The organism is Tessaracoccus massiliensis, from assembly GCF_000826065.2.
Classification (GTDB): domain Bacteria; phylum Actinomycetota; class Actinomycetes; order Propionibacteriales; family Propionibacteriaceae; genus Arachnia; species Arachnia massiliensis_A.
Genome location: NZ_LN623541.1, coordinates 475,376 through 500,661, shown reverse-complemented (window position 1 = coordinate 500,661; position 25,286 = coordinate 475,376). Strand labels below are relative to the sequence as shown.

The window sequence follows — 25,286 nt, the reverse complement described above, 5'->3', positions numbered from 1 at the left end:
AGATCAGAAGAAGGTGTGATTCGTGACCAACTACCCGAAGATCGGTATCCGTCCCATCATTGACGGCCGCCGGCGTGGCGTTCGAGAGTCGCTCGAAGACCAGACGATGGGCATGGCGCTGCGCGTCAAGGAGCTCTACGAGTCTGAGCTGCGCTACCCCGACGGGTCCCCGGTGCAGGTTGTCATCGCTGACTCGACCATCGGCCGTGTGCCTGAGGCCCAGGCCGCCGCACGGAAGTTCAAGGACGAGAACGTCGGCCTGACCCTGTCGGTCACCCCCTGCTGGTGCTACGGCTCCGAGACCATCGACATGGACCGCACGATGCCGCACGCGATCTGGGGCTTCAACGGCTCCGAGCGCCCCGGCGCCGTCTACCTGGCCGCCGCACTGGCCGGCCACGCTCAGCTGGGCATCCCCGCCTTCGGCATCTACGGCGAAGAGGTCCAGGACGCCGACGACGAGTCCATCCCCGACGCCGTGCGTCAGCGCCTGCTCGACTACGCGCAGGCCGGCCTCGCCGTCGCCATCATGAAGGGCCAGTCCTTCCTCTCGATCGGTGGCGTGTCCATGGGCATCGCCGGCTGCGTCGTCAAGGAGGAGTTCTGGAACTACTACCTGGGTATGCGCAACGAGTACATCGACATGGTCGAGATCGAGCGCCGCATCGAACTGGGCATCTACGACAAGGACGAGTACGAGGTGGCCTACAAGTGGGTTCGTGAGAACCTCAAGCAGGGCGAGGACTTCAACCCCGAAGAGTGGCAGCGCTCCGCCGAAGACCACGAGAAGTGGTGGGAGTGGAGCACCAAGATGGTGCTCATCGGCCGCGACCTCATGCACGGCAACCCCAAGCTCGCCGAGATGGGCTTCGAGGAGGAGGCCGCCGGCCACGGCGCCCTCGTCTCCGGCTTCCAGGGTCAGCGCCAATGGACGGACTTCCTGCCCAACGGCGACCTCATGGAGACCCTGCTCAACACCAGCTTCGACTGGAACGGCAAGCGTCAGCCCAGCATCCAGGCCACCGAGAACGACAACCTCAACGGCGCATCGATGCTGTTCAACTACCTGCTGACCAACAAGGCGCAGATCTTCTCCGACGTGCGCACCTACTGGAGCGCCGACGCCATCGAGCGCGTCACCGGGCACCGCCCCGAGGGCCGCGCGGCCGCCGGCCTCATCGACCTGCGCAACTCCGGCGCCACCACCCTCGACGGCACCTTCGCCGCCAAGGACGAGGACGGCAACCACTGCATCAAGCCGTGGTGGGACGTCACCGATGAGGACATCAAGGCCATGACGGAGGAGACCACCTTCCACCCGGCCAACACCGGCTACTTCCGTGGCGGCGGCATGTCCACGCACTTCCGCTCGAAGGGCGAGGTGCCGGTCACGATGACCCGCATCAACTGGGTCGACGGGCTGGGCCCGGTCATCCAGATCGCTGAGGGCTACACCGTCGAACTGCCCGACGAGGTGGCCAAGACCATCGAGCTGCGCACGGATCCGGGCTGGCCGACGACCTGGTTCGTCCCCAACCTGACCGGCGAGGGTGCGTTCAAGAGCGTCTACGACGTGATGAACGCCTGGGGCTCGAACCACGGTGCGATCAGCCACGGCCACATCGGCCACCAGCTGATCACGCTGGCCTCGATGCTGCGCATCCCGGTCAACATGCACAACGTGGAGCGCGAGCGGATCTTCCGCCCGAAGAACTGGCTCGGGTTCGGCACCGCCGATCTCGAGGGTGCGGACTACCGCGCCTGCGCCCAGTTTGGCCCGCTCTACAACTGACACTGGGGCTCCGCCCCAGACCCCGAGCTGCTCGCGCGATCCGATGCTCCGAGGAGCCAGGCTCCAACGCCCGCGGTTCCTCGGGCTCGCTCTGCGAGCAGTGTCGAAACCCGTCACGTTGGTTGAGCCTGCGAGCTCTGCGAGCAGTGTCGAAACCCGGTGCGCTTCACAGCAACCTGAATCTCAGGTCACCGGGTTTCGACACGGCCGCGCCGCTCGCAAGCTCGCGGGCGGCCGGCTCAACCAGCGGGCGGCCGGCTCAACCAGCGGGCAGTCGGCTCAACCAGCGGGCAGTCGGCTCAACCAGTTAACAACCCCAGGAGAGAAACAGTGTCCACCGTCACCGCCCTCGCGGTTGATCTCGGGTCGTCGTCCGGCCGTGTCATCGCCGGCACCTACCGTGACGGCCGCATCGAGGAAGTCGAAGTCCGCCGGTTCCCGCATGAGGCGCGCATGGTGGATGGCTACCTGTCCTGGGACCTTGAGTTCATCTGGGGCGAGGTGGTCGCGGGGCTCCGCGACGCCGTCGCCCGGTTCCCCGACGCGGTGAGCGTCTCCGTCGACACCTGGGGAGTCGACTACGTGCCCCTCGGCGAGGACGGCGCGGCGCTGACGCCGGGCCGCGCCTACCGGGACGAGCGCACGATCCGCACCCATGATGCGTTCCGCGAGCGACTCTCCGACGAGGCGCTGTGGGCCGCCACCGGCATCGCGCCGGCCACGATCAACACCGCGAACCAGCTGTTCGCCTACCTGCAGGAGGAGCCGGCGCTCGCGGAGCGCACCGCGCAGATCCTGCTGCTGCCCGATTACTTCACCTACCTGCTCTCCGGCGAGCGCGGCTGGTCCCGCTCGCATGCGTCGTCGTCGGCGCTGCTCACCCCCGGCGCGCACTCGTTCTCCGACGAGGTCTTCGGCGCACTGGGCATCCCGCGCTCCTGGGTGGGCGACATCACCGAGGAGCTCACCGTCGCCGGCCCGTGCGTCGTGGAGGGGCTCGAACAGCTCACCGTGGTGCGCGCCGGCGCCCACGACACCGCCTGCGCCGTGCACGCGCTGCAGCGTGACGTGAGTCAGGATTCGTACTTCCTGAGCTGCGGCTCCTGGTCCGTGCTGGGCGTGCTGCGCGACGAGCCGCTGCTCTCCGACGACGCCCGCGCGCTGGGCCTGACCAACGAGGCCCGCGCGGATCACGGCCTGCGCCCCCTGTTCAACATCACCGGCTTGTGGATCCTGCAGGAACTTCAGCGCGACTGGCAGTCCCAAGGCCGCATCCACGACATCGTCGAACTCATCCGCATGGCGGAGGCCTCACCGTCGACGGGGGCCGTCATCAACCCGGACGAGCCGCAGTTCGCGCTCCCGGGGCAGATGGAGCAGCGGGTGCTGGAAGCGCTGGCGGCGCAGGGCATCGAGACGAATGGTCTCGACGAGGGGGCCATCACCCGCGTGGTGCTGGAGTCCTTCGCCGCCAGGTATGCACGGGGGATCGCCGACCTGTCAGCGCTGACCGGCGTGTCGGCGCCGCAGCTCAACCTGGTGGGCGGCGGGTCGCGCAACAAGCTGCTGTGCCAGCTCACCGCGGACGCGCTGGGCGTGCCGGTCGTGGCCGGCCCCGTCGAGGCGTCGGTGCTGGGCTCGCTGCTCGCGCAATTGGAGATCATGGGCCACCTGGATCCTGCCGACCGCAACGCGGTGATCTCCGCCACCTCCCACACCGAGATCTTCGAGCCCCGCCCATGAGGGCCGTGAAGCAGCGCGCCAACCTCCGCGACATCGCCGAGGCCTCCGGCGTCTCCATCCAGACCGCGTCGCGGGTGGTGCGGGGCGTCGACGTGGTGGCCGAAGCCACCCGCCTGCGCGTGCTCGAGGCCATCGAGCGCCTCAACTACCAACCCAACCTGGCGGCGCGGTCGTTGTCGGCGGCCCGCACCGGATCGGTCCACATCGTCGACGCGGTGCCGCTGTTCCACGGCCACGCGTTCACGTTCGTCGCCATCACGCAGGCTCTCTCCACGCTGGAGCTGCACGCCTCCACCTCCGTGTTGGGCGCTCTGGATGACAAGCCCGAACTGCAGCGCCTCGTGCCGGTCAGCGCCGACGGCGTGATCGTGCTGGGCGGCCGCGCCGAGTCCGGCCAATGGATCGACGTGATCGCCTCCAGCCTGCCGACGGTGTGCGTGGGCGAGGCGAGCAATCTGCCCGGCAATGCCGTCGGTGTCTCGGTGGATCACCGGGCTGGCGCCGTCGCCGCGGTGGAACACCTCATCGAGCGCGGGGCGCGGAAGATCGTGCACATCGCCGGCCCGCAGGACTGGACGGATGCCCAGGAACGACTGGAGGGCTACGAACGCGCCATGGCCGACGCCGGGCTGGAGCCCGTCTCCCTGGTGGCGGGATCGTGGGACGCGGCCGCGGCCGCCGCCCTGGTGCCCACCCTGGGCGCCGACGTGGACGCGGTGTTCGCGGCCAACGACCAGCTCGCACTGGGCTGCATGACCGCTCTCCAGTTGGCCGGGCGGAGCGTGCCGGGCGACGTCCGCGTCGTCGGCTACGACGATGTGCCCGGCTCCGAGTGGTTCCTCCCCGGCCTCACGACGGTGCGCCAGGACTTCCGCGCGATGGGGGAGTACGCCGTCAAGGCGTTGAACCTGCTGCTGAACGGGCAGCCCGCCGAATCGATGCTGATCACCCCCACGCTGCTCGTCCGCGACAGCACCTGACCGGTCCCTGAGCCTGCCCCCGCGACGAAGGAGCCGGGCAGGTCGAAGGCCGCGAAACCCGAAAGGAAACACCATGCTCAATGGCCCCATGATCCACCCGGAGTTGCTCAACGCGCTCGGCCGCGCCGGCCACGGCAGCAAGATCCTCATCACCGACGGCAACTACCCCCACCAGACGGGGGCCCCGGCCAACGCGGCAAGGATCTATCTCAACCTCGCGCCCGGGCTGCTGACGGTCACGCAGATCCTCGAGGTGCTCAAGCAGGCCGTCCCGATCGAGCAGGCCGGCATCATGACCCCCGCCCCCGACGCCCCGCCGGAGCTGCGCCCCGACAAGATCGACGCGCACGACGACTACAAGGCGGCGCTGCCCGGCGTCGAGTTCGTCGAGATCAGCCGCTGGGACTTCTACGACGAGGCGAAGAAGGACGACGTCGGCATCCTCATCGCCTCGGGTGAGCAGCGTATCTACGCCAACCTGCTGCTGACCATCGGCGTGCGCCAGTAGTCGCTCCTCGAGCGTCGCCCGGCGAGTTCGTGTCCTGAGCCCAGGGACCAGGCGTTGGTTGAGCCGACCGCGCCCGAGCTTGCGAGGGCCGCGGTCGTGTCGAAACCGCCAAGCGTTCAAGCGGCCTGTTCGCAAGGCCCCGGGTTTCGACACGGCTGCGCTGCTCAAGCTCGCAGGCAACCGGCTCAACCAACGTCGCTGCAGTGAGATGCTGGGCCTACAGCGTTAGTAGGGCATGGAGGCCGTGATGCAGGGTGAGCCCGTCGTCGACCGTGCCGCTCAGTTCGACCAGTTCGTCGACGAGCGGGGCGGCGCGCTCTGGCGCGCAGCGTGGCTGCTGACCGGCGACACCCACCACGCCGAGGACCTCGTCCAGACCGCGCTGACCAAGACCTACCCGAAGTTCGGCGGGTTCAGCGACTCAGGGAAGTTCGAGGCTTACGTCCGCACCACCATCTACCGCACGTTCGTCTCGTGGTGGCGCAAACGCTCGTGGCGCTCGGAGATCCCCGCGGAGATCCGGCCCGACGCGGTGCACCAAGCCGACGGCGACCCCGCGCTGCGCACCGATCTGGTGCGGGCGCTGGCGAACCTTCCCCGCAAACAGCGGGCCTGCCTCGTGCTGCGGTACTTCGAGGACCGCTCCACGCGCGAGGTGGCCGACCTGCTGGGGATGGCCGAGGGCACGGTGACCAGCCACGTCAGCCGCGGGTTGGCCGCGTTGCGGGCCTCCAGTTTCCTGTCCGACGAGGAGGACGCGCGATGAACGATCAGCTTTCCGAGGCCTTTGACAAGGCCATTCCCGACCAGCCCCCGACCACCGGCTGGGGTGCCGCTGCGCGCCGAAGGGTGGCTCGCCGTCGGGCTGCCGTTGCCGGAGTTGCGGGGGTCGCCGCGGTGGCGATCGCCGTCCCCCTGGCGATGAATCCCGGCGGAGGCCAGACCCTGGTTGCGGAGCCGCCGCCGCAGGAGGCGACCGAGCCTCCGGACGCGAACTACCCGGTGGAGAGCTACGAGGTATCGGAGTGCCGCGAGGAGGGTGGCACGCGGGTGGAGGTCACGGACCTGCCCGACGGGAAGCTGCCCGAGGGTGCTGAACGGATCTGGCTCTGCGGTGGCGGCGAAGAAGGCTGGGTGGTCAACGACACCGAACTGGTGGGGGCCCGCGACCCGCTCACCCTCGGCGTGGACCGCGCCGTCGAGGCGTTCAACGCGTTGACTTTCGTGCCCGGTGCCGCCATCGACTGCTTGGGCGACGGGGCGACGTACCACGTGGTGGTCGAGTACCCGGACGGCGAGAGCCATGTGGTGCGCGGCTACAACACCCCTGATGGCTGCGACCACTTCCAACTGGCCGATGGCATCGTCGACGGCGGGGGCTCGGACTACCTCGCGGTGCTGCAGGAGTTGTGGGCCGAGCAGCGACAGGGTCGCCCGGTGCCCGACGGCAGGGTGCATCTGTGCCCGGCTGCCACCTCGGTGTGGGGGATCGACCCCGCCACCGCGACGAGGGCCGTGGCCTGTGTGCCAGCCGAGGCCGGCGAGCCGCCGCGGATGCAGGACGCGGTGCCCGACGCCCTGTTGCAGCGCATCCTCGCGGGGGTCGTTGCCGTCGACGAGGCGGAGGATCCCGTGGCCGACGAGGGCGCTCCCCGTCTGATCCTGAGCAACGAGGCAGGCGACCCGGTGACGCTGCGCTGGCAGGACGTCGACGGGGCACGTTCGCTGGTGTGGGGGTGGGGACAGAAGCAGTACGTGTCGCGCCCCGAGGCCTCCATCGCCGGCGAGTTGGATGCGTTGTTCGAGCCGGCTGAGGCACCGGCGACGCCCGGCACCGAGCCGCCCGTGAACCCCGCTCCGGTCTGGGAGGGCGAGCTACCTGAATGCACCGGATGGGTTTCAGGAGAAGACGGGGATCTCGACGCTCTGATCCCTGCGGGACGGGGCTGCTTGGTGAACGACCACGGCACGCTGGCCGTCGGGGACAGCCTGGGGCCGGAGTTGGCGCAGGAGATCATCGACGCGGTGCGCGCCGAACAGGTCGATCTCGGCTTCCAGCCAGGGCTGTCCGGGGGACCGGTGATCATGCTCGCTACCAGCGAGGGCCCCCCGCTGAGGCTGGCGCTGCAGCCCGATGGGCGCGTCGTCTTCTATCACGCTGACGCCGGCGGGACCGCGGCGTGGGTGCCGAACCGTGACCTGCTGGAGAGAATGTGGGCCGTCACCTACGGGTCGTGCCGGGACCTCCCGCCGTCGGCCACGCCCTCAGAACTAATCGGCCTCCCGCCCGCTCACGGCGTGCAGTGTGAGCGCGACCCGGCGAAGGGCACCGTCGTGGAACTCCAGCCCTCGAATCCGCCTGGCGCCACGCCCGGCCCCCCTCGGGGCCCGGACAGGCCGATCCCCGTCCCGACAGTGGAGCCGAAGGAGAGTTGACGATCAGGGGATGCGCTTGGTCCACTCCTCGGAGCTGAACTTCGTCTCGACGAGCTCCTTCGCCCGCGCCAGTTCCTCGTCGGAGTACCCGCGGCGCTTCGTCTCATACAGCGACTCGAAGTGCGCCAGGAACGACGACAGGATCTGGTCTCGGGGGAGCTGGGTCTGGGACCGGAGCGGGTCCACGCGCTTGTTGGCCGACCTGGTGCCCTTGTCGGACATCTTCTCGCGCCCGATGCGCAGTACCTCGAGCATCTTGTCCGCGTCGATGTCGTAGGCCATCGTCACGTGGTGCACGACGACGCCGCCGGTCACGCGACGCTGGGCGGCGCCCGCGATCTTGCCCTTGTCCGAGGCGATGTCGTTGAGCGGGATGTAGCGCGCGTTGACGCCCAGCTCCTTCAGCGCCCCCATCACCCACTGGTCGAGGAACTCGTAGGAGCGCTCGAAGCTCAGCCCCTCCACGAGCGAGACGGGCGCGATCAGCGAGTAGGTCACGCAGTTGCCGGGCTCCATGAACATCGCTCCGCCCCCGGTGATGCGTCGCACCACGTTGATGCCGTGGCGCTCGCGTCCCTCGTCGTCGATCTCGTTCTTGTAGCTCTGGAACGAGCCGATCACCACGAGCGGCTGGTCCCAGTCCCAGATCCGCAGGCTGGGGTTGATCTCGCCGCGGGCCAGTTCGGCCGCCATCACCTCGTCGAGCGCGACGTGCATGCGCGGGTCCATCGTGACCGGGCCGATGACGTCGAACGTGTGATCAGACCAGTCCGTGGCGTGGCCCAGCGAGCGGCGCACCGCGATACCCACGGCCTCCGGGTTGAAACCGATCATCTGGGTCTCGGGGGAGAGCCGCTGCTCGATGGCCTGCGCGAGCTCAGCCACCGACGACGTGGTGGGCATACCGAGCAGCGCGCCGTTGATGTCCTCGAGGGCTTCGTCGGGCTCGAGGAAGAAGTCGCCGGAGACGAACGCCTGCGTCAGCCGACCGTCCTCCGCCTCCACGTCGACCGCCACGAGCTTGCCGCCAGGAACCTTGTATTCGCCACGCATGCTCTCGAGCTTACCCAGTGTCAACCGGGCACCCCCCTCACCGCGTGGTAGGGGTGAGTATCAGGAGGAATCACCACGGGAACCGTCAGCCAGCCGCAGAGCGCCTGGCTGACGATGCCCGGCTGCGCAGGGAGGAGAGGGGCCTACGAGATCGTTAGGCTGAACGATGTGAGCGAAGACGTCAGCGAGGCCACGCTCGGCTTCGAGGGGTTCGTTGCCCAGAAGGGCAAGCGGCTCTGGCGCGCCGCGTGGCTGCTGACCGGTGACTCGCAGCACGCGGAAGACCTCGTCCAGACCGCGCTGTCCAAGACGTACACGCGCTACGGCGACATCGGTAACGACGCCCAGTTCGAGGCTTACGTCCGCACCACCATCTACCGCACGTTCGTCTCCTGGTGGCGCAAAATGAGTTGGCGCAACGAGAAGGCCGCCGAGTTCGTCGACGACGCGCCCGCCCCGGAAGCCCCCCATGGCGTCAACCTGGACCTGGCGCGGGCCCTGGACGAGTTGCCCCGCATGCAGCGCGCCGTCCTGGTCCTGCAGTACTTCGAGGACCTCACCACTGAACAGATCGCCGAACGGCTGGGAGTGTCCAGCGGCGCGGTGAAGACCCACGCGAGCCGGGGCCGTGCGGCCCTGCGCTCCTCCAAGCATCCCGGGAGGGGTGAATGAGATGAATGACAACTTCCACGACCTGTTCAAGGCATCGGTGCCCGAGGCGCCGTCGACGCGGGGCTGGGTTGAAGGAGCACGCCGCAAGCGCCGGGGCCGGCAACTGGTCACCAGCGGGACCGCCGCGCTCGCCGTCGTGGCCTTGGCCGTGCCCGCCGCGCTGAACTTGTCCGGCGGTGCCGAGCCCATCGTCGCGTCGCCCGAACCGACGGCGAGTGCCCCGGCCCCCACCCCGGATCCCACTGCGAGTGGGGCCACCGGCGTCGACGTGTCGCTGTCGCCGAACGCGGAGGGCAAACCCGGCGCCGCCGCCTGTTACGGCGAGGACGGTGAACCTGCCGGGGAGCGGAGCCATGCGGGCACCATCCGCACGGGCGCGGCGCGCGCATGGCTGTGCACCAATCCGGACAACTTCGGCACCGGCGGACCGCTCGAGCCGCTGGTGGTGGACGTCGACGGGCTCGTCGAGGCCCTCTACGCGCAGCCCACCCTGACCGATGACAGCGCCCAGGCAGTCGCGGAGCACTACACCGTGGTCTTCGAGTTCGATGACGGCCGCAGGATGTCCTTCTCCGGCGACACCCGGGACTCCACAGCACTGACCGATGGCGTCAACAGCCTGCAGGGCAGCGCGGCGTTCTATCGAGACGAGGTGGAGGCCGGCTGGCTGGCCCAGCGCGCCCGGGCCGGGGCCCCCGCCACCGGGTATGAGTCGCCTCAGGAATGCCCGGTGCTCTCCTGCCAGCAGTCGTTGCTGCCTGTGTCGCTCGATCGGATCACCGGTGGGTACGCCTGCACCACCGACGCCGACACCAGCAGGGCTGTCGAGTTGAGGCAGTCGCTAGCCGAGGATATCGGCTGGGCGGCGCTGGCCAACGCCTGGGGTGCCCAGATCCTGCTGCGCAAGGCAGGCGAGCGCTACGAGTTCAGGGGTGAGGACAGCCTGATGGGCTGGACACCTGCTCCCGGGTTGGCCACTGAACTGGACGCCCTTCCCGCAGGCTGATCGGGCTACGGCCCGCCGCAGACTCTGTCGGTGATGAGATAGAACTCTTCGGCCATGCTGTGGACCGAGATCGCAGCCACTGCACCGTCGAGCACCTCGAACACCAGGGCGTGCGTGACGTCCTCGAGCAGGTAGACCTCGGCACTGAACCCATCCGCGCCGCTCGAGGCCGGAATACGCGTCCAGGACTTGGGCCAAGTGAGCCGCTACGCCGATGCCTGAGCGGGTGGTCGGCCCGGGTTCCTCGAGCACGATGCCGTCCACGTGGCCGACATCACCGAGCCAGATCTCGATCTGGGCGTAGTGCGGGATGGTCAACATTCCGCCGTAACACTCCCGGGTCGCTGACCTCGTACCCGGCGGGTGGTGGTTGCGCTCTCTCCGCCGCAGGCAGCGGTGAGGGCCAGAACGAGTGCAACCGCGCCCCAACGAAGGCGCCGTAACGGTGTCATGAGCGGAGCTTACTGAAATTCGCCTTGGGATTTCGCGGTGATGTCGTCATATATGGACGATCGCACCGAAATCCCAAGGTGAATTTCAGAGAGGCCGGGGGTGTTTCAGGTGGGCCTTCGTGCGGAGAATCCGCGACAGATGTGCCAAGGTCTCATCCCACTCCAGGAAGATCTGCCGGTAGCTGAGCCGAAGGATCTCGAAGCCCAACGCCTTGGCCGCCAAGTCGCGGGCGTAGTCCTCCTCCGTGTACTTATGGTGGAGTTCGCTGTCACATTCGATGATGAGGCTATTGCCTACCACGAGGTCCACCCGCCCTACTCCGGGGATCTGCACCTGGGGTCTCACCTTCACGCGAGCTTGTTGCAGCCACATCCGCACCCTTGTCTCCGAGCCGGATTCGGCACGGGGGTCGAAGAACCGCAGAGCGTGCTGCTTGGTCGGGGAGGAATCAGCGATCAGCACTTCGGCCTCCATCCGGGAGACAAGGCCTTTCTGCACCGCAGACTCCAGCACCATCAGTGCCTCCTCGGGTGAGTGGTGCCGAATCACCTGCGCGATGCACTCAGTGACGGGAAACACGGCCTCGCCAGGGAGGGCGGAAGTGTGTCTGTGCCAGGCGCTGCGGCGGCGCTTCTCGCCCCGTCCGATGATGATGTGCGGTTCTGAGTGGTCCGGCGTCCACAGTCCGTGGACCCGGCAGCCGGACAGACAACCTAGCCTGCCGCCCTTCTTGACCGACTCGATGATCCAGTACTCTGCCGTGGGGTAGGCGACCCAACCACGGACGACTTTGACGAGGGTGCCAGCGTTGATGGCCGCGCACACTTGGGCCCTGTCCCAGCCGAGGGCCAAGAGCGAGTCGACAGTGACCACCTGCCCCGTGGTCACTTTCTTCCACCTTGGGATTTCGCGGTGATGTCGCCATATATGGACGATCGGGGTGATTTTCGAAGGTCAACTTTGCTGTAGTGCTTCACACCTTTGCACTATGGCCGGGTGTAGCCCTTGTTCACCGATATCCACAGGCTTGCATCGGGTGACAACCTCCCGGGAGGCCCATCGCGTCGTTAGGGTGAGGAGGTGGCCATGCAGGGGATAGAGACGTTTATCGCCCAACGCGGTGGCGACCTTCTTCGCGCCGCGTGGGCACTCACGGGCGACTCGCACCACGCGGAGGACCTCCTCCAAACCGCGTTGGCGAAATCCCTGGGCGCCTACGACAAACTCGCCAACGACCACAAGTTCGAGGCCTACCTCCGTACCACCATGTACCGCACGTACATCTCCTGGTGGCGACGGCTGAGCTGGAGATCTGAACTCCCCAGCGACACGGTCGACGACGACACGCCCACCCCCGACGGCACGGCCGAGCTTCGCCTCGACGTGCTGCGGGCGCTGGCCACCCTGCCCCGCATGCAGCGGGCCGTGGTGACGATGCGCTACGTCGAGGACCGGCCGATCGCGGAGGTGGCCGAGGCGTTGGGTGTCAGCGAGGGCGCGGTGAAGAAGTACGCCCACCGAGGGTGCGCGGCTCTGCGGGAGTCGGCGCACCTCATCACTCAGGAGGCCTGAGATGAGCGACCACGATGACATCAGAGACGCGCTGCGCCGCGTCACCCCCGAACTGTCCGTGCCCGACGGCTTGCTCGCTGGAGCGCGGGAGCGCAGGCGCCGTACGCGCTCAATGGTGACCGGCGGCGCGGTGGCCGCCGTCGCCCTGATGGTCGTGCCGTTCGCGCTCAACCTGGGCGGGAACTCCGCCCTGGATGCGGTGCCCGCCTCGGCGCCTGATTCAGACATGGCAGCGGCACACGAAGAGGCTGCCAAGCCCCCGCCTGCTGCCCGCGCTACGGAGCCCGGAGCAGTCCCAGGTGATGGTTCGTCCGACCAGCCGGCAGGTGAAGGAGCGCTCCCGGCCAGCGATCTGGCTGCTCGGGCGTCGCAGTCCCTCGGCTGGGAGGTCATCCAGGCCGGGGATGGCCTGAACCGGGTGGTGTCGCCCTCCTCGCTGTCCATGTCGCTCGCGCAGGCAGCCGAGGGTGCCGAGGGTGCTTCACTGGACAGCATCGACGCCGCGCTCGGCCTCACCGGCGACGCTCGCTCAGAGGCGTTCGCCGAGCTGCGCGAGTCGCTGCTCAAGTACGACTCCTTGCCGGCGAGCGTCGACGCCGACGACCCGCCCGAGACCCCTGTCGTGCATCAGGCCAGCCGCATCCTGGCCATCGATGCGGAGATCAAGCAGCCGTACCTCGACAGGATCTCCCGGTTCTACGACGCCACCGCAGAATCCGCCACACTGCCCGATGCCAAGGCGAACCTGGACGCCTGGGTCGAGGAGCACACTGCGGGTCTCATCGAAGAATCGGCCATCGAGCCCAGCCCCGACACGGTGGCCGTCCTGCAGGATGCGCTCCTGTTCGCCGCCTCATGGGAGACCCCGTTCGAGCGGGACATCACCGTCCCCTTCCGAACCGCCTCCGGGACGAAGGGCGTGCCGGCGGTGAGCCAGACGCTCAACGTTTCCTACGCGGAGGGCGACCGGTGGACCGCCGTTCGGCTCCCGTACGACGACCAACTCGCCGCAGAGGTGATCCTGCCGCGCGAAGGGATTTCGCCCACCGACCTCACGACCGAGGAGCTTGAGGAGGCGGAGCAAGCCCTGGCGGCCGCGGTTCCTGAACCGGTGGAGGTCGCAATGCCCACCTTCGATCTCGCCGTGACCTCCAACCTCCGGGAGGCTCTGCCGCAGATAGACCTGTCCAACCTGAACGGCATCTACTCCGGTGCGAGCGCTGGGGACTGGATGCAGCAGGCGAAGCTCATCGTCTCGGCACGCGGCACGGTCGGGGCCGCGGTCACCGAGATGGAGGTCTCCTACAGCGGCAGGGTGGAACCGTCGCGAACGTTCCACGTCGACCGCCCCTATGTGTTCCGCGTTCTCGACACCGACACCAGTTGGCCGCTGTTCCTTGCCGCCATCTCAGACCCGAGCGAGGCACCATGACCACGTTGTCTGAGCCCGGCTCTGCGACGAAGGAGCCAGCCGGGTCGAAGGGCGCCAAGCATGCGTTCCGGCCTCTTGCGGCTCTGCTGATCCCCGCCCTCGCGCTGGCCGGCTGCGCAGCGCCGCAACAGGCAGCACAAGAGATCAGCGCTCCGCCCGCCACCTCCACCCCGCCGTCGGTGCCAGCGCCGCAGGTGTCGTACGACCCCGCCGGAAGCGACCTCGTCCCTCCGCTTTGCACCGAGCTGCGTTCAGCGGTGGGCTACGAGGTGCCCACCCAGAACATCCCCGACGACGGGCTGCCGCTCGGCGCCTCTGCCGTCTGGCTGTGCGGGGAGGCGGGCCCGCCCTACGACGGCCGGCTGGGCGCCCGCGAGCCCCTCACCACCGACGTGGACGGTTTCGTGCAGAAGCTCAATGAGCTCCCAGCGCTGCCTGAGGAGATCGCGTGCACCGCTGAGTACTCGCTGACGTACATCTTCGTCGTCGACTACCCGGATGGCACCGCCGTGCCGCTGCAGGGCGAGTTGCACGGGTGCCGCACCGTCGCCGGCCGTGCGGGAGGTGGGGAGATCTGGGACGAGATCACCACCCGCTGGGCGGCGCAGCGTGACGCCCACGGCATCGCCTACACCGGCACGCCGGACCTCTGCGTGAACTCCTACCGCCAACGCGAGGGGATCCAGAACGGTGTGGACAGCGTCTGGAGCACGGGCGGCACCGACGCCGTGCGCGGCGTGATCTGCGGCCTCCCGGCTGATGCCACCTCCTACGAGGCCGAGGTCCTGCAGCGCGACCTGCCGGACGACCTCGTCGCGGACCTGGCAGCCGCCCTCGCCGGTGAACCCGTCCAGGGCCCGGGCTGGGGCGACGCGCTGCTCCCGTACCTGGTGCTGCTGAACCCTCACGGCGACCCCACCACCGTCTACCTCCAGCCCGACGGCCAGGCGGTGGCCGCCCGCAGCGAGCAGTTCCCCCTGACCGAGGACCTGCGCGCCCGGGTGCTCGCCGAGACCGAGGGGCTGCGCAGGGAGCGCTTCGCCGTCATCCCGGAGACGTGCCGGACGTCCCACGAGGATCCGCGCGCCGAGTTCGCCGACGTCGTCAGCGGTGTGGTGTGCATCTCGGAGTACGGCGTGCCGGAGCTCGGGCCGGAGTTGCCGCCCGAGGTCGCCGTCGACATCGCTCGGCGTTTCGACGCCGAGGCCGTGCCGGACACCGGCGGGTTCTGCGGCTCCATGGTGGTGCTGAGTGACGGACGAGGCGGCAGCATCCGTCTGGAGGTGGGCAGCGACGCTCCGGCGCTCGTGGACGCCGATTCCAACCGCAGGTGGCCCATCCCCGACGACATCCTCGCCGAGCTGGCCCCCCGCGGCTTCAACCCCAGCTGCGAATAGGAGACTCATCATGCGCGCATCCGTCACGTTGGCACTCGCCCTGTCCCTGGCCCTCACCGCCTGCGGACAACCCGCCACGCCGGACTCAGAAGGTGACGTCAAGGGTGCTGTCGCCGTCCTGGATCTGCCCCACGATGCCACGCCGCACGTCGACGAGGCCGCCCGGGTCTCGCAGGAGATCGCGTGGCGCATCATTCAGAACTCCACGCAGCCCAACCGACTGACCTCGCCGAGCTCGCTCAGCATGTCGCTGGCGCAGGCTGCTGAAGGTGCCCGGACGGTTACGCTCGACAGTATCGACGGCGTGCTCGGTCTCACCGGCGACGACCGGGCCCGCGCCTTCGGGGCGCTCCGGCAGTCGCTGCTGGAGTACGACTCGCTGCCCGACGGCGTGGATGTCGACGAACCGCCCGAGGCCCCCGTCGTGCACCAGGCCAGCCGCGCCATGGCCATCGAACGGGAGATCCAGCAGCCGTTCCTGGACCGGCTCTCGGAGTTCTACGACGTGGTGGCCACCGAGTCGCCCCGGGATGAGGCGAAGGCGGATCTCGACGCTTGGGCCAAGAAGCACACCGCCGGGCTCATCGAGGAATCCGGCATCGTGATCGAGCCCGACACCGTGGCGGTGCTGCAGGACGCGGTGCTGTTCGCCGCCGCCTGGCGCACGTCGTTCACCGAGGAGCGGCCCGTGCCGTTCGACGGGGGCGAGGTCGACGGCGTCAGCGGCATCGTGACCGCCCGCTACGCCGAGGGGGAGGGCTGGGCCGCCGTGCGCCTGCCCTACGACGACATCCTGGCCGCCGACGTCGTGATCCCCGGGCCGGGAGCCGACGAAGGGCCGGCCGCAGCCCTCACGCATGAGGATCTGGAGGCCGTCACGGCTGCCCTGGATGCGGCGCCCAACTCGCAGGTGTCGGTGACCATGCCGTCGTTCAACCTGAAGTCCAAGACCGACCTCATGGCAGCGCTCCCCGAGATCGACTGGGGCGACCTGGGCGGGATCGTCCCGGGTGCCTTCGGTGACTAATGGGTCCAGGAGGTGGTGTTGCAGGTCAGCGCCCAGGGCACCGTGGGGGCGGCGCTGACTGAGCCGGCGGCGGCGGGGAGTGCGCCGGTGCGCGCCCACGAGTTCACCGTCGACCGCCCGTATGTGTTCCGGGTCGTCGATACCCGCACCGGTTGGCCGCTGCTGCTCGCCACGGTCTCCGACCCGGGCCAGGAATCCTGATCCCGTATGCAGTGTGCATGTCATGCACAGGGGATGAATGAGCGTGTTGATCCAGATCCGAGACGTTGATGAAGACGTACGCTGACGGTTGCTCGGTGGTGGCGGACCTGGCGAGCGCTGCTGGGGCACTGATTGATGTGTTGGAGATCTGAACAGCGCCCCTAAGCTGGGCAGCATGAGTCACCCCCACACCCGACGCGACGATCTTGTTGACACCCTCCATGGTGTCGAGGTACCGGATCCCTACCGCTGGCTCGAGGACGCCGACAGCGCGGAGGTGCAGGAGTGGGTCGCGGCGCAGGCCCGCTTCACCGAGGAGCGTCTTGCCGAGCTGCCCGCCCGCGAGTGGTTCACCGAGCTCATGGGCCGCATCGTCGCCCGGCCCCGCGTCGGGGTGCCGCGCAAGCGGGGCGGCCGCTGGTTCGTCAGCCGCAACGACGGCACCACGCCGCAGGATCTCTGGTACACCGCGCCCACCGTCGAGGAACTGGCCCGCGGGGGCGAGGCCATCCTGGACCCGAACACGTGGAGCGACGACGGCACGAGCTCGCTGTCCACCTTCACCGTCGCCCGCGACGGCTCACTCATGGCCTACGCCCGCAGCGACGGTGGCTCGGACTGGCAGCGCATCCGCCTGCTCGACCTGGCCACGGGGGAGGAGCTCGACGACGAAGTGGTCGCCAAGTTCTCCACCCCCAACTGGCTGCCGGACCACCGCTCGTTCCTCTACACCACGTTCGACGAGGCCGAGGATGCCCGCGGCACCGCCACCGCAGGCCTGGGCGTCGGCCGCCTGATGATCCACCGGCTCGACGGCGAGGACGAGTTGCTGCTCACCTTCCCGGACGAGCCCAACACCATGGCGTTCGGTCAGGTGAGCCACGACGACGCCTGGCTCATCGTCACCATCGTGCGCGGCACGGAGCACGTCAACCGCCTGTGGGCCTACCCGATCACCACCTCTGAGGGTCGTTCCGTGTTCGGCGAGCCGGTCAAGGTGGTCGACGACGCGGATGCCGAGTACGGGTTCGTCCGGGTCGACGGCACGCAACTGTACCTCCACACGGACCTCGACGCCCCGCTCGGGAGGCTCGTACGGATCGACCTCGCGGCCCCAGGCCGGGGCTTCGATGAGGTGGTCGCCGAGTCCGGCGACACCCTCGCCGCCGTCGAAGCCGCTGGCCGGGGCATGCTGCTGGCGTATCTCAGGGACGCCCAGGCCGCCGTCGAGTGGCGCGAGCTGGACGGCTCGGGTGCCGTGGAGATCGACCTGCCGGCCGGCGCGCTGGTGGGGATGGATTCTTCACCGCTGCGCGACGAGGCCTTCGTGGGGTTGAGCACCATCGACACCCCGGTGGTCGCCTTCCAGATCCCGGTCCCTGAGCGCGAGCGCCAGCGAGCGACGAAGGGCCCCCGCAGGCTATTCAGCGCCTCAACCCCAGTGGCTGCGGTGTCAGACACGCTGCGGGGGCCCTTTACTTCGACCTGTCCGGCGCTTCGCGCTGGGACAGGCTCAGCACAAGCGTCGTTCGCTGGCGCTCACGCTCAGGCGCCGAAGTTCACCACGCAGCGGCTTCGCGCGACCTCTGCCGACGGCACCGAGGTGCCCTACTTCCTCATCACCCCCGACGACGGGAACACCGGCCCCCGCCCCACGCTGCTGTACGGCTACGGCGGCTTCAAGATCCCCGTCCTGGCCGACTACCGCCCCGGTTGGTCCGCCTGGCTCGCGGCCGGGGGAGCGTTGGCGATCGCCAATCTCCGCGGCGGTGGCGAGTTCGGCACCCAGTGGTACGACGCGGGCCGCCTCGCGAACAAGCAGAACGTGTTCGACGACTTCATCGGGGTGGCAGAGCACCTCATCGCCAGTGGCGCCACGACGTCGGCGCAGCTTGCGATCCATGGCCGCTCCAACGGCGGGCTGCTCGTCGGCGCCGCCCTCACGCAGCGGCCGGACCTGTTCGCCGCGGCCCTCCCCGGCGTCGGTGTGCTGGACCTGCTGCGGTTTCACAAGTTCACCATCGGCGCGGCGTGGATGAGCGACTACGGCGATCCCGGCACCCCCGAGGGCTTCGCCGCCGCCCACGCGTACTCGCCGCTGCACAACATCAGGGAGGGCGTCGGGTACCCGCCCACCCTGGTGCTCACCGCTGACCATGATGACCGCGTGGTGCCGTTGCACAGCTTCAAGTTCGCCGCCGCCCTCCAGCATGCGTCGTCGATTGAGCCATCGAATGTCCTGCTGCGGGTCGAGACGTCGGCAGGGCACGGCGCGGGCAAGTCGTTGCAGATGATCGCCAGCGAATGGGCCGATCTGCTCGCCTTCGCGGCGCACCACACGGGGCTGCGCGTCGGCAGGTAGCGCGGCAGATTCCTGCTCCGCTGCGTACGGGCTTGACCGACGCGGCGGTCGCCCGCGAGTTGGGGATCAGCATTCATCATCGAAAGGAATGTGATGATCGATACTCCTCCCATTCGCGGCTCTTCACAAACCAGGGTGTAGGTAGCGCTGTTCGGGTTTGCGGCGTGGCGGCTGGCTGAAGGGGTCGAGGCCCTCCGAAGATGAAGGTTCCTACACGCCTCATCTGGAAGACCTCGACGTGCCTGACGCTACCTTCAGCTGCCCTGATCTGACTAGTTTCTGCCTGCTCGACGGGCTCGGGTTGGAGGTGACCGGGCAGTGCGTCGAGTCTGAGCGTGCTGTGTTGGCCTGCCGGGTGATCGACGCCGATGACTGGTGCCACGACTGTGGAGGCCAGGGCAGAGCTCGAGGCACTGTGGTGCGGTGGCTGTCGCATGTTCCGCTGGGGTGGCGCCCCACGATCTTGCAGGTGAGGGTCCGGCGGTACAGGTGCGTCGAGTGCGGTCGGGTGTGGCGACAAGACCTGAGCAAGGCGGCCGAGCCCCGTTCGAAATTGTCTAGGGCGGCGTTGCGGTGGGCGTTGGAAGGGCTGGTGATCCAGCACTTGAGCATGGTCCGGATCGCGGAAGGTCTGGACGTGGCCTGGAACACCGCCAACGACGCGGTGCTGGCCGAGGGCCAGCGGATGCTGATCAACAACCCTGCCCGGTTCGACGGGGTCGAGGTGATCGGCGTCGATGAGCATTGCTGGCGACACACCCGACGCGGTGACAAGTACGTCACCGTGGTCATCGACTTGACCCCGACCAGGGACGGTACCGGCCCGGCACGACTGTTAGACATGATCGAGGGCCGCTCCAAGCAGGTGTTCAAGACCTGGCTCGCTGAGCGCCCCCGAGCCTGGCGTGACCAGATCGAAGTCGTAGCCATGGATGGGTTCACCGGCTACAAGACGGCTGCCGCGGAGGAACTGGCCCATGCCACCGCGGTGATGGACCCCTTCCACGTAGTCCGCCTGGCAGGGGAGGCCCTGACCCGGTGCCGGCAACGGGTTCAGCAAACCACCCGCGGACATCGAGGCCGTGCTGGAGATCCGCTCTACCGGGCCAGGCGCACCTTGCTGACCGGTGTTGATCTGCTCACCGACAAGCAGGTCGCCCGCCTGGAAGCGCTGTTCGCTGACAACCAGCATGGCGAGGTCGAGGCCACCTGGGGCATTTACCAACGTCTGGTGGTGGCCTACCGGCAACCTGACAAGAAGTTCGGCCGCTACCTGCTCAACAAGGTCATCGATGACATCAGCACAGGCGTTCCCACAGCACTAGTGGAGTTACGCAGCCTGGGTCGGACCCTGAACCGGCGCGCCGCTGACGTGCTCGCGTTCTTCGACCGGCCAGGCACCTCCAACGGCCCCACCGAGGCCATCAACGGCCGACTCGAGCACCTCCGCGGTATCGCCCTGGGCTTCCGGAACCTGACCCACTACATCGCCCGCAGCCTCCTCGAGGCCGGCGGATTCAAACCCCGACTACACCCTCGATTGTGAAGAGCCCCATTCGCAGGCGCACCGTTGCGCAAGGCCTAGCCTGGGCGACCCCCGCGGTGGTCGCGTCCGTCCATGCGCCGGCCTTCGCGTCGTCGACGGCGACGCACTGCTCCTACGAGGTGGACTTCAGCGCCAATCGCGGTTCCGAGGCGCCCGTGCGGCAGCTCGTCTGCCAGGCGCCCAATGGCGACGAGGTGCTCATCGGTGTCACCAACAGCCTGTCCGCCTGCACGGAGCCCACGTCGGCGAACCTGTGGAGCAGATCGGAGTGGCGTTGGCGGGAATCCGCTTCACCGTTCCCTGTTGAGTGATTCCCTAATTCTCCGGGAGCGTGGCGGTGCCGTGGATGTCCGTCCAGTCTTCGACGAACTTGTCGACGGCCATCAGGATGTCCGGCGCTGAGAGTGCCTGCTGCAACAGCTTGGGGGAGAGCGTCACCGCGTCCGCGCCAGCCTCAAGGGCATGGGAGACCTGCGCGATGTTCTTGAAGCTCGCCGCCATGATCTTGCTCGGGGCGTCGAACCGCTTGATGAAGCCCGCCAGTGCCTCGATGGTCTCGCGGGTGTTGATGTCGATCGACTGCATCCGGTTGTAGTACGGCGCCAGGTAGTCGACGCCGGAGGCGATCGCCAGGAAGCCTTGCGTCTTGGAGTAGATCGCTGTCGCGGTCACCTTGACGCCTTCCTCCTTGAGGATGCGCATGGCATGCAGACCAGATTCGGTCAGCGGGATTTTGGGGTAGACGTTGGCGTCGATCTTGTCGAGCAACCGGTGCGCCTCGTCGACCATCCCCTGCGTGTCCTTGGCGAGCACCTGGACGTGAAGCGTGCGGTTCGGCCCGATGATCGAGCGGATCTGGCGGAAGTGTGAGTAGAAGTCGATCTTGCCTTGCGCCTTGAGGATCGACGGGTTCGTGGTCACACCGGTGACGGGATAGATGGGGGTGAGCCGTTCGATGTCGTCGAGGTTGGCCGTGTCGAACAGGATGTCCATGGCGGTGCCCTTTCCTTGCCTGGTTGCTATCCAACCACGTCGGCCACGTCCGGTCCCTGAGCGTTGCGCCTCGCGCGGCGACGAAGGACCGCCGCAGCGTGGCAGGCGCCTGGATCACAGGGGTGCTCCGCCGAGGCTGGGGGTAGAAGGAGTTACACGTCACCCTGCCAACGTCTCCAGCAGACGAAACGTCCCCAGCACCTTATCCAGGTGCTGGGGACGCTTCAGGGGTTTCACTTCGTCACGCGCTGGCGACTGCGTCGCAGACCGCGGCTCAGTACAAGCGACACGCTACGCGGCTCGTTCCTCGCCGACGAGGCTCAACCAGCGACTACCTCTTCTCGGGGCCTCCGAACATCACGATGTTGTTGAACACCCACTGGTTGCGCTGCGAGAAGGTGTAGCCACCCTCCGCCTTCGGCGTCGCAGCGTAGACGGTGGTCATCGTGTACGAACGGCACGCATCCCCACCAGTGGCAGCGGTCTTGCACTCCGTGCGCCACTGGCGGCCGGCCGAGGTGAACACACCCGTCGAGACGTCGTCGGTAGTGGCCAGGTCACCCAGGGGGTTGCCCTTCCACGCAGCCTCGCTCATGTACGGCAGGTAGGTGAGGTTGTTGAACGCCCAACCCTGCTTTACCTCGAACTTACCGTTCTCGATCACCACCACGGTGGCCCAGATGTCGGTGCGGCACCGCTCCGTCTGCGAATACGGCTCGCACACCGTGTTCCAATCGCGACCATTCAGATGCCGGTGCAGACCCGCCAGCGTGTACGGCGCCTCCCGCACGAACTTGTCCACCGCCGGGGTGGTCGGCTCGTCCGTCGGATCCACGGTGGGATCGGTCGTCGGTACCACGGTGGGATCGTCCGTGGGCTCAACCGTTGGTTCCTCGGTGGGCTCGGGTTCGGTGGTCGACTCGGGGGCCACGGTCAGCGCGAACGTGATCTCGGACGAGTTGCCCACAGCGTCTGTCACCGTCACCACCACGTTGTAGCCGCCCTCGGGGAGGGTGCCGGTGATGAGGCCGCCTGCGTCGATCGTGAGACCATCGGCCCCGGAGATCGAGTAGGTCAACGGCAGGGAGTCGTCCGTCGCGGCCACCTGGATGCTGATCTCGTCGCCCACGGTGAGCGTCAGCGGCGGGATCTCGTTGATCCCGGGGCCCTCGGTGTCGGCCGGCGCCTCGTCATCGGGGACGGCCACCTTGACGGCGAGCTCCGCGATCGAGACGAAGTTCAACTTCTGGTTGGTCACCGCATCGATCACGCGCAGGCGCACGTACTGAGCCGTCACGTCGAGCGGGAGCCGCTGCACATCGGTCGAGTCCGGAAGGGTGCCTTCACCGATCAGCGTGAGGTCATCCAGCGAGTTGCCGGCGTACAGCTCGTACTGCGTGATGCGGCCGTTGCTGCCACCTGTCTGGCGAGGCGTCACCTCGAGGTAGGCGAGGTCCAGCGGCTTGTCACCGACGCTGAGGTCGATGTCGAGCGGGAGGTCGACGGTCTCGTACCAGGGCGTGTGCCACATGGTCTCTAGATCGCCATCGAACATCATCTCCGCGCCTTCGCCAGCCTGAGCGGGCAGCTCGTTGACGAGCGTGACATCCACAGCTTGGGCGGGGTTCTGGCCCTCGAGCAGTTCGACGGTGAGACGAGCGGCGCCGTTGCTCTGGCCGTCGGCGTTGCCGACGGTCACCGGGAGGGTGGTGGACCCGGCGTCAGCCCAGTCCGGCACGGTGACGTCCACCGAGACGGTGGTGGAGGCGCCGGCGGCCAGGGTGAACTCGGCAGACGGGGCGACCGTCCACCCCGCCGCGGCGGTGGGGGTGAGGACCAGGCCGGTGAGGTCTGCGGTGCCCACGTTGGTCACCTCGAACTCGACGGTGTTGGCGCCACGGTTGACCGTCTGCGCGGCCGCGGTGACGGACACGGGCAGGCCGCCCAGCCAGTCGAGCGACACCTGCATGTAGCGGATGGTGGAGCTGGTGCCCTCGAACAGCAGGCCGTAGGTGCCGGGCTGCGGCGTGGGGCCGTACGCCAGCGGGGTCAGGGTCGAGTACGACATGGCGCCGGGCTCGAAGACCTTGGACGTGGACCAGGTCTGGCCGTCGTCGTAGCTGAGCTTGATGGTGCCGTTGGAGCGCGAGGTGGCTGCGGCGTTGGAGAACAGCAGCATCTTCGCCTGGGCGGAGCCCTCCGGCGCGTTGGGGTAGGCGCGGGTGATCGACGCGTTGTTGGTGGGGTCGATCAGGGCGCGGTCGATGTAAACCTCGCCGTAGGTCTCGCCGCCGTCTTCTGAGATGGCGATCTTACGCGCGCCGGTGCCGGGAGCGCGGGAGTTCAGCATGACGCGGCCGTCGGAGAGTTCCACGGTCTTGTTCTCGTCCATGACGGTGCCGACGGGGGTGCCCGCCTGCCAGGTGGCGCCGTGGTCGTCGGAGTAGACGCTTACGGCCTGCGCCACACCACCGTTGTAGACGCTGTACTGCTGGATCAGGCGACCCGCATACTCGCCGTAGCGTAGCTGGATGCCTTCACCGGAGGTGGCGAAGCGGCTGGTCCAATCCGGCTCGTTGGTGATGTCTGCCGTGATGTGGACCGGATCGCCCCAGGTTTCGCCGTGATCATCAGACTTGATGTACACGGCGTGCAGGACGTTGCGGTCATCGGGATTGGTGCCCGCCTGCGAACCCCACCAGCCCTGGTCGTAGGACTTCAGGAAGAATGCGAACACCGTGCCGGTCTCGCGGTCGACGATGTAGGAGGGATCGGAGTAGCCGTACTTCGGTGCAGCGGTCTGGCCCTGGGCGATGACCTCGATCGGCTCCCAGGTCTGGCCGCCGTCCTTCGAGATGCGCTGCACGATGGAGTTGGCCTGCGGCGCGTCGCCACAGCCACCCGGGCGGCCGTCCCACGCGGCGAGGATCCAACCGTTGTTGGCCTGCGTCAGCGCCGGGATGCGATGGCAGGTGAAGCCGGCGGCGTTGGCGGAGGCGAGCGTGATGTATTCACCCTCCTCGCGCGGGGCTGCCGGGGTGTCGGTGACCGGCACGGCGGGGGCGGTGACGGTGGCGGTGTCGACGACGGTGCCGTTGTAGCCGCCGGTCAGGGCCTGCACGGTGACGGAGGGCTGGAAGGAGCCCGCCGCGAGGTCTGACTCGGTGATCGTGTGGGAGCCGAAGGTGCAGTCGAAGTCGGCGCCGGCCGCGAGGTTGCGCCACTGGCAGCCGCCGGTCGCGCCCTCGGCGACGATGCCGGACAGGTTCGACTCGGTGGGCTTGATCGCCACGCCCTGGTCGCCGACGTTGCTGACGTTCATGGTGTACGTGACGGTGTCGCCCACGCGGACCTCGTCGCCGAGGTTGTCGGTGCGGGTGAGCGTCAACGCGAGGTAATCGGTGGGCTCAGCGGGCGCCTGGGTGACCGGGAGCGAGCCGTAGAGGGTGGTGACGACAGGAGCGATCGACGTGTCCGTCGGCGTCTCTGTCCACGTGAGGTCGTAGACGGCCCGGCCGGCGCCGGCATCGGCCTCGGTGACCGTGTAGGTCACGGCAGCGGTCCCGTTGCGCGCGCAGTTGTACTTCGCGGCTGTGCCGGTGAGGGCCGTCGGGAAGCTGCAGCTGTCGGCGTTGGCCAGCGTGTCCGAGGTGGCGACGATCATGCGCTCGGGTGAGCTGCTGTCGGTCGCCTCTGTGCGGAAGGTGATGGTGACCACGTCACCGACCTCATAGGCATCCTTGACGGGCGAGACTGAGTTGATCTTCACCCAGCCCCAGGTCTTGTCGACCTGCTGGCCGACGGGGGTGATGGTCTGCGCGCTCGCCTGCGGCGACGCGACGAGGCCCGACAGGGCCAGGCAGAGGGCGAGGGCGGCGGTGAGCCAGAGCCTCGCGGTGCGCGTTATGTGCATGGTTTCTCCTCTTTGAGTGGGTCCCAGCATTTTATGTTGAGACGTCGGACGTCTGACCCACCCCTGGGGAGGTGAGCAGGCGCAATGAGCGAAAAGGCGTTCTGAAGCATCGGTGACCCCCCGGTCCGAAGGCTCCAAAGGAAGCGTATAGTGGCGGTATCGAAAGCGATTCGTAACCCCAACGAAAGCGAAGTGATCGA

General features: G+C 68.1%; 18 protein-coding genes and 1 pseudogene. 15 read left to right on the top strand and 4 right to left on the bottom strand.

Annotated features, from left to right (window positions below; all coding sequences use genetic code 11):
* Positions 1 to 22: 22 nt before the first annotated feature.
* From BN1186_RS06635 to BN1186_RS06610, 6 genes are all read left to right on the top strand, one after another.
* Positions 23 to 1,792, top strand: coding sequence for an L-fucose isomerase (locus BN1186_RS06635; RefSeq protein ID WP_040283321.1), 1,770 nt, complete (start codon positions 23 to 25; stop codon positions 1,790 to 1,792).
* Positions 1,793 to 2,122: 330 nt separating this feature from the next.
* Positions 2,123 to 3,535 carry a rhamnulokinase gene (locus BN1186_RS06630; protein ID WP_040283320.1) on the top strand — a complete coding sequence of 471 codons (1,413 nt, stop codon included), beginning with the start codon at positions 2,123 to 2,125 and terminating at the stop codon, positions 3,533 to 3,535.
* Complete coding sequence (locus BN1186_RS06625) at positions 3,532 to 4,515, top strand: LacI family DNA-binding transcriptional regulator (protein WP_040283318.1); 984 nt, start codon at positions 3,532 to 3,534, stop codon at positions 4,513 to 4,515. The genes BN1186_RS06630 and BN1186_RS06625 overlap by 4 nt, the downstream gene beginning before the upstream one ends.
* A 73-nt stretch (positions 4,516 to 4,588) precedes the next feature.
* Positions 4,589 to 5,023 (top strand): RbsD/FucU family protein, encoded by a 435-nt coding sequence (locus BN1186_RS06620; RefSeq protein ID WP_040283317.1) that lies wholly within the window; start codon positions 4,589 to 4,591, stop codon positions 5,021 to 5,023.
* Positions 5,024 to 5,270: 247 nt separating this feature from the next.
* Complete coding sequence (locus BN1186_RS06615; protein WP_040283316.1) at positions 5,271 to 5,789, top strand: SigE family RNA polymerase sigma factor; 519 nt, start codon at positions 5,271 to 5,273, stop codon at positions 5,787 to 5,789.
* The gene (locus BN1186_RS06610) at positions 5,786 to 7,459 is read left to right on the top strand and encodes a hypothetical protein (protein WP_040283315.1); all 1,674 of its coding nucleotides are present in this window, start codon (positions 5,786 to 5,788) and stop codon (positions 7,457 to 7,459) included. Before BN1186_RS06615 ends, BN1186_RS06610 begins: the two co-directional genes overlap by 4 nt.
* A 3-nt stretch (positions 7,460 to 7,462) precedes the next feature.
* Here the strand turns inward: BN1186_RS06610 and lplAB are convergent, their stop codons facing one another.
* Positions 7,463 to 8,512: a lipoate-protein ligase LplAB gene (gene lplAB, locus BN1186_RS06605; RefSeq protein WP_040283396.1), complete on the bottom strand. Its 1,050-nt coding sequence runs from the start codon at positions 8,510 to 8,512 to the stop codon at positions 7,463 to 7,465.
* 168 nt (positions 8,513 to 8,680) lie between these two features.
* On the opposite strand from lplAB, the gene BN1186_RS06600 reads away from it, so the two are divergent.
* Both BN1186_RS06600 and BN1186_RS06595 read left to right on the top strand, forming a co-directional pair.
* Entirely contained in the window at positions 8,681 to 9,184 is a 504-nt protein-coding gene (locus BN1186_RS06600) for a SigE family RNA polymerase sigma factor (protein ID WP_040283314.1), read from the top strand.
* Position 9,185: 1 nt separating this feature from the next.
* On the top strand, positions 9,186 to 10,190 hold the full coding sequence (locus BN1186_RS06595) for a hypothetical protein (RefSeq protein ID WP_040283313.1): 1,005 nt from the start codon (positions 9,186 to 9,188) through the stop codon (positions 10,188 to 10,190).
* Positions 10,191 to 10,727: 537 nt separating this feature from the next.
* Here BN1186_RS06595 and BN1186_RS06590 read toward each other — a convergent pair.
* A complete protein-coding gene (locus tag BN1186_RS06590) occupies positions 10,728 to 11,531 on the bottom strand; it encodes an endonuclease domain-containing protein (RefSeq protein ID WP_040283312.1) in 804 nt (267 codons plus the stop codon).
* Positions 11,532 to 11,729: 198 nt separating this feature from the next.
* On the opposite strand from BN1186_RS06590, the gene BN1186_RS06585 reads away from it, so the two are divergent.
* The 7 genes and pseudogenes from BN1186_RS06585 to BN1186_RS06550 all read left to right on the top strand — a co-directional run bounded on the left by BN1186_RS06585 (position 11,730) and on the right by BN1186_RS06550 (position 20,491).
* Positions 11,730 to 12,215: a SigE family RNA polymerase sigma factor gene (locus BN1186_RS06585; RefSeq protein WP_040283311.1), complete on the top strand. Its 486-nt coding sequence runs from the start codon at positions 11,730 to 11,732 to the stop codon at positions 12,213 to 12,215.
* A 1-nt stretch (position 12,216) separates the two neighbouring features.
* A complete protein-coding gene (locus tag BN1186_RS06580; RefSeq protein WP_040283310.1) occupies positions 12,217 to 13,647 on the top strand; it encodes a serpin family protein in 1,431 nt (476 codons plus the stop codon).
* Positions 13,644 to 15,044: a hypothetical protein gene (locus BN1186_RS06575; RefSeq protein ID WP_040283309.1), complete on the top strand. Its 1,401-nt coding sequence runs from the start codon at positions 13,644 to 13,646 to the stop codon at positions 15,042 to 15,044. Before BN1186_RS06580 ends, BN1186_RS06575 begins: the two co-directional genes overlap by 4 nt.
* Before the next feature lie 10 nt (positions 15,045 to 15,054).
* A pseudogene (locus BN1186_RS06570) lies at positions 15,055 to 16,272 on the top strand (serpin family protein).
* A 175-nt stretch (positions 16,273 to 16,447) separates the two neighbouring features.
* Positions 16,448 to 18,634, top strand: a complete 2,187-nt coding sequence (locus tag BN1186_RS15980; RefSeq protein WP_040283306.1) for a prolyl oligopeptidase family serine peptidase — start codon at positions 16,448 to 16,450, stop codon at positions 18,632 to 18,634.
* Positions 18,635 to 18,872: 238 nt separating this feature from the next.
* Positions 18,873 to 20,180 (top strand): ISL3 family transposase, encoded by a 1,308-nt coding sequence (locus tag BN1186_RS06555; protein WP_040281693.1) that lies wholly within the window; start codon positions 18,873 to 18,875, stop codon positions 20,178 to 20,180.
* Positions 20,177 to 20,491 (top strand): hypothetical protein, encoded by a 315-nt coding sequence (locus BN1186_RS06550; RefSeq protein ID WP_040283304.1) that lies wholly within the window; start codon positions 20,177 to 20,179, stop codon positions 20,489 to 20,491. The genes BN1186_RS06555 and BN1186_RS06550 overlap by 4 nt, the downstream gene beginning before the upstream one ends.
* A 4-nt stretch (positions 20,492 to 20,495) precedes the next feature.
* Here BN1186_RS06550 and BN1186_RS06545 read toward each other — a convergent pair whose 3' ends face one another.
* Entirely contained in the window at positions 20,496 to 21,173 is a 678-nt protein-coding gene (locus BN1186_RS06545) for a fructose-6-phosphate aldolase (protein WP_040283303.1), read from the bottom strand.
* A 331-nt stretch (positions 21,174 to 21,504) separates the two neighbouring features.
* The gene (locus BN1186_RS06540) at positions 21,505 to 25,086 is read right to left on the bottom strand and encodes an exo-alpha-sialidase (RefSeq protein WP_052459876.1); all 3,582 of its coding nucleotides are present in this window, start codon (positions 25,084 to 25,086) and stop codon (positions 21,505 to 21,507) included.
* Positions 25,087 to 25,286: the final 200 nt, after the last annotated feature.